The sequence below is a fragment of the Streptomyces sp. genome, assembly GCF_035563135.1.
GTDB lineage: Bacteria > Actinomycetota > Actinomycetes > Streptomycetales > Streptomycetaceae > Streptomyces.
The window spans coordinates 1-4,925 of sequence record NZ_DATMVN010000813.1; the positions used below are offsets into that span (position 1 = coordinate 1).

Sequence of the window (4,925 nt, forward strand, 5' to 3'; positions counted from 1 at the left end):
CGCGGCCCGCGAGGGCGTGACGGCCACGGATGGATGCCGACGCGACCGAACTGGCCGCCCTGATGAAGCGCGTGGAGATCTTCGCGCCCGACTGGACGGACATCGCCACTCGCCCGGACAGCTACGTGGACGCCTGGAAGCCGGCCACGGGCAGCCGACCGCCGCGGGGCGATGCGCCGCGTGCCCCGGGCCACCATGACCGGGCGGCCTCCGGACCCGGCCTGGCGGCAGTCCCTGTCCACGGCCCGTCCGGAGGTCGCGCACGGGTTCGACCGCCGTGTTCGCACTCGCTTTCCTGGCGCCGTCGGCGCCAGGAGCGGGCCCGGCCGGCTCCTCCGGGTGGCTGGTCGGACGGGGGCGCATACCCGGCGCATGGGAGCTTGATGTGATCTCCGTGCGCCACGCGAGTACGCGGGCGTACGCGGGCGGTTATCCGAAAAGGCATGGCCCAAATCAAGTTCTACCCGCACTATTAGGACATCCAGTGGCTGGATATTTCTCTCCAAGGGCTCCTGGCATATACCTCCGGCATATGCTTCTCAGGCCCGCCGGTTCAGTACTTGTGAGTAACCAGGCGAATACGCGTCGTTCGTTGTCTCGGGTCCTCTAATGTGATTGGCGTGCGGGCGAACTCGGGTTATCCCTGGATCGGTCACAGGTGTCTTTGTGGTATGCGGAGGCGTAACGCTTCTCCGCGTACCGCTTGCCCGGGATCGCGTTGCGGGGGGTGGGGGCTCGACGGCATGCCGCGGGGAAAAAACCGGCACGGCATGCCCGCGCATAACTGATGCACATGTCGCGGGAAGAAAGAGAACAGGTGGGGGGACGGCTGTGACCAATCCTTTCGATGACGAATCGGGACGGTTCGTGGCGCTGGTGAACGACGAGGGCCAGTACTCGCTGTGGCCCGCGCATATCGAGATTCCGGGCGGCTGGCGCGCCGACGGGCCGGAAGGGTCGCGTCAGGAATGTCTGGACGCGATCGAAGGCGCCTGGACCGACATGCGGCCCGCCGCTCTGGTGCGGGCGACGAGGGCCGACGCGCGGTAGGCCGACGGCCGGACCGCCGAGGTGTGCCCCAGGGTGAGCGGCATCTCCGCGTTTCGGCCTGATCGATTTCGCTCTCTTCTGAGCGAAATCGATCAGGTGTGAACGAATGACCGTCGCCTCTCGTGCGTACATGCTCGTATCGCCTCTCTATGGCGTTCATGGGCTCATAAAACATCGATGAGCCACATCGAGACCGCCCTCGGTGTGGGAGGACGACACCATCTCCTGCCGGGCTGTCGCGCCCGGTACGCGATCCCGGCCGTGCCCGATGCCAAGAGCGCGGTGAGTTCCTCCTCGCTTACGCCTGCCCCGGCGTCGACGATCGGTGCGCTGCGTGGCCGGTTTCACCCGGCCCTTCTTCACCGTCCCCGAAATCTCTCCCCAAAGGTGTGGACCGGTATGCAGGAAAACCGCTCTCTTCCGATAACCGCAGCTCCCGAAGACCTCCTCGAACTGACCACGGCCCAGCAGGGCGTCCGGTACGGACAGCTCATCGATCCGGACAGCCCGAAATACAACATCGGGGAATGCTTCGAGATCCACGGTGATCTCGACGAGGAATTGTTCGCCGCGGCGTTCGGCAGGGCCGTCGCCCTGTGCGACAGCCTCAACCTCGAGATCGTCACCCAGGGCGAGACGGTGCGTCAGCGCGTCGCCCCCCGCCCCGCGGCCGACCCGGACCGGCTCCGCCGGGTCGATCTGACCGGCGCCGAAGATCCTGCCGCCGCTGCCGAGCGCTACATGGCCGAGGACATGTCCACCGTCGACCGGCTCGACGCGCCGCACCACCACTTCGCGCTGCTGCGCCTCGGCGCCCGGCTGCACTACTGGTACGTCCGGTACCACCACATCGCCGTCGACGGCCTCGGCGGTGCCGTCTTCAGCCGCACCGTCGCCGACCTCTACGGGCGTGCCGCGCGCGGAGAGGACCTCGCCACGGCCGAGCTGCCCGTCGCACCCCTGCGCGAACTCGTGGCCGACGAGGCGGCATACCGCGACTCGGACCGCTTCGAGGCGGACCGTGCCTACTGGACCGGCAAGTTCGCCGACCTGGCGGGCCACGGTGCTGCGGGGGCGGCCGGCGACGGGGCCGATGCGCATGCGCGCGGAGGCAGGGCGCTCGTCCGCCGGCGCACCGACGCCCCGCCGCCGCAGGGGCCCGCCGGAGCGGACGTCCGGATGCACACCGGTGAGACCCTGCCCGTCGCCGTCCTCGACGACCTGCGCTCACTGGCCGCCGGCCACCGCACCAGGTGGTCCGTCGTCCTCGTGAGCGCGGTGGCCGCCTACGTCGCCCGGGCGACCGGGGCGCAGGACGTCACGGTGGGCCTCGCCTCCAACGGACGGCACAGCGGGCTGCGGCACATCGTCGGTATGACCTCCAACATCCTGCCGCTCCGTCTGGCCGTCACCGCCGACATGACGGTCGGTGCCCTCGTGCGCACCGTCGCGGCCGAAATGGGCGGCGCCCTGCGCCACCGGCGCTTCTCCCGCGAACAGCTCGCCCGTGAGCTCAACATGAGGGACGGCGGGGCGCGCCTGACCGACGTCGTCGTCAACATCATGGGCTACGACTACAACCTCGACTTCGCCGGCAGCCCCGCCCCCTCCCGCCTCCTGTCCCTCGGCCCGGTCGACGACGTGTCCCTCTTCGTGTCCGAACGGGCGGAGGGCAAGGGGCCGTTGATCGGCTTCGACGCCAACGCGGAGCTGTACCACCCCGAGGACGTACAGCTCCTCCAGCAGGCCCTCGTGCCCTTCCTGTCGGCCCTGGCCCGCGCACACGCCGGCACACCCCTGCGGGACCTGCCGTTCCTCGACGACACCGCGGCCGAGGCGCTGCTCGCCCAGGGGCGCGGCACCGGCCTGCCCACGACGACCGCGTCGAGCCTGCCGGAGGCGTTCGGCGCGCAGGCCCGCCTGACCCCCGGCGCCCCCGCGGTGGTGGACGGGGCCGTCACGCTCTCGTACCGGGAGCTGGCGCGGGCGGCACAAGCCCTCTCCGGAGCTCTGGCCGGCTGGGGCATCGGAGCCGAGGACGGCGTCGGTGTCCTCGTGGGCCGGTCGGCAGCCGTGGTGACCGCCACGCTCGGCACGGTCGGCGCGGGGGCCGCGTACGTACCGATGGACGCGGCGTGGCCGGCCGAGCGGCTCGGCCGCGTCGCCGACGTGGCCGGTGTCCGCGCCCTGGTGGTGGACGGGACCACCGCCGCCCGGCCCTGGGTCGAGGAGGCGGCCGCCACCCTGCCGGTGATCGTCGTCGACGGTCTCGGCGAGGTCGTACGCGGCGCCCCGCCACGGCCGGGACCCCTGCCCGGGGTGGACCGGGCCGAGCGGCTCGCCTATGTGATGTTCACCTCCGGTTCCACCGGGCTGCCCAAGGGCGTCGGCGTCACACACGCCGACGTCCTCGCGCTGGCCGCCGACACCGCCTGGACGGACGGCGCCTGCGACGCGGTGCTGCTGCACTCGGCCTACGTGTTCGACGCCTCCACGTTCGAGATCTGGGTGCCGCTCCTCAACGGCGGCCGTGTGGTCGTCGCACCCGAAGGCGTCCTGGAGGTGCCGGTCCTCGAGGACCTGGTGGACCGGCACGAAGTGACCGCGCTGTTCCTGACCACGGCCCTGTTCAACGTGGTGGCCGAGAACAGCCCTTCGGCGTTCGCCGGGCTGCGCCTCGTCGCCGCGGGCGGCGAGGCCGCCACCCCGGACCTGATGCAGAAGGTGGCCGCCGCCGCGCCCGCCACACGGGTCCTGCACGTGTACGGGCCCACGGAGACCACGACCTTCGCCACCCGCCACCAGGTCGCCGCAGGCACACCGGGTGTGCCGCCCATCGGCCGGGCCCTCGACGGGATGCGCCTGTACGTGCTCGACGGCGCCCTCGCCATGGTGCCGCCCGGCACCGTGGGGGAGCTGTACGTGGGGGGCCGCGGTGTCGCCCGCGGCTACCAGGGCCGCGCGGCGCTGACCGCCACCCGGTTCGTCGCCGACCCGTACGAGGCCGGCGGCGGCCGGATGTACCGCACCGGCGACCTCGTGCGCTGGACCGCCCGCAGCGACATCGAGTACGTCGGGCGCGCGGACGGTCAGGTCAAGCTCCGCGGGTTCCGCATCGAGCCCGCCGAGATCGAGAACACCCTGCTCACCGACCCGGACGTGCGCGCCGCCTGCGTCCTGGTCCGCGAGGACGCCCCCGGCGACCGGCGGCTCGTCGCCTACGTCGTGGGGGCACCCGGCGCCCGGCCGGACGACGCCGCCCTGGCCCGGCGCGTGGGGCGCGCCCTGCCCGCGTACATGGTGCCGTCCGTCTTCGTCCTCCTGGACGCGCTGCCCCTCACCCCCAACGGCAAGATCGACCGCAAGACCCTCACCACCCTCGCCGGACAGCTCACCGACACCGAGACCGAGCAGGCCGCCCCCAGCACCCCCACGGAACAGCGGCTCGCGACCGCCTGGGCCACCGTCCTCGGCGTCCCGCAGGAGCAGATCAGCCGCACCGACTCCTTCTTCGACCGCGGCGGCACGTCGCTGAGCGCGGTCAAGCTGGCGATCGCGCTGGACCGCGCGGTGTCGCTACCCGACCTGATGGCCCACCCCGTCCTCGCCGACCTCGCCGAGCTCGTCGACAGCCGGTCCCACGGAGAGCCCGGCCCGACCCAGCCGCGGCCGGGTCCGTACGTGACGCGGGCCGGCGCTCCGACTGGCCGACCCGCACCGGCCGCAGCCCGGTGACCGTCGGCCTGCGCAGTACCGCCCCTCCGCCCCCGTTCGACCGAGAGGACCCCGACGTGTCGTCGTACGACTCCGCAGCACTGCTCGACGTGGACCCGGGCACGGCTCCTGCCGTGCCGACCTTCGCCGTCATCACCGGG

At 72.1% G+C, this 4,925-nt stretch carries 2 protein-coding genes; both read left to right on the forward strand.

Translation table 11 applies throughout. The annotated features are described in order from the left end of the window. The first annotated feature begins 831 nt into the window (after positions 1 to 831). The gene (locus VN520_RS36170; RefSeq protein ID WP_325751191.1) at positions 832 to 1,050 is read left to right on the forward strand and encodes an MbtH family protein; all 219 of its coding nucleotides are present in this window, start codon (positions 832 to 834) and stop codon (positions 1,048 to 1,050) included. Positions 1,051 to 1,449: 399 nt separating this feature from the next. Beyond that, complete coding sequence (locus VN520_RS36175) at positions 1,450 to 4,785, forward strand: amino acid adenylation domain-containing protein (RefSeq protein WP_325751192.1); 3,336 nt, start codon at positions 1,450 to 1,452, stop codon at positions 4,783 to 4,785. The last annotated feature ends 140 nt before the right edge of the window (positions 4,786 to 4,925 follow it).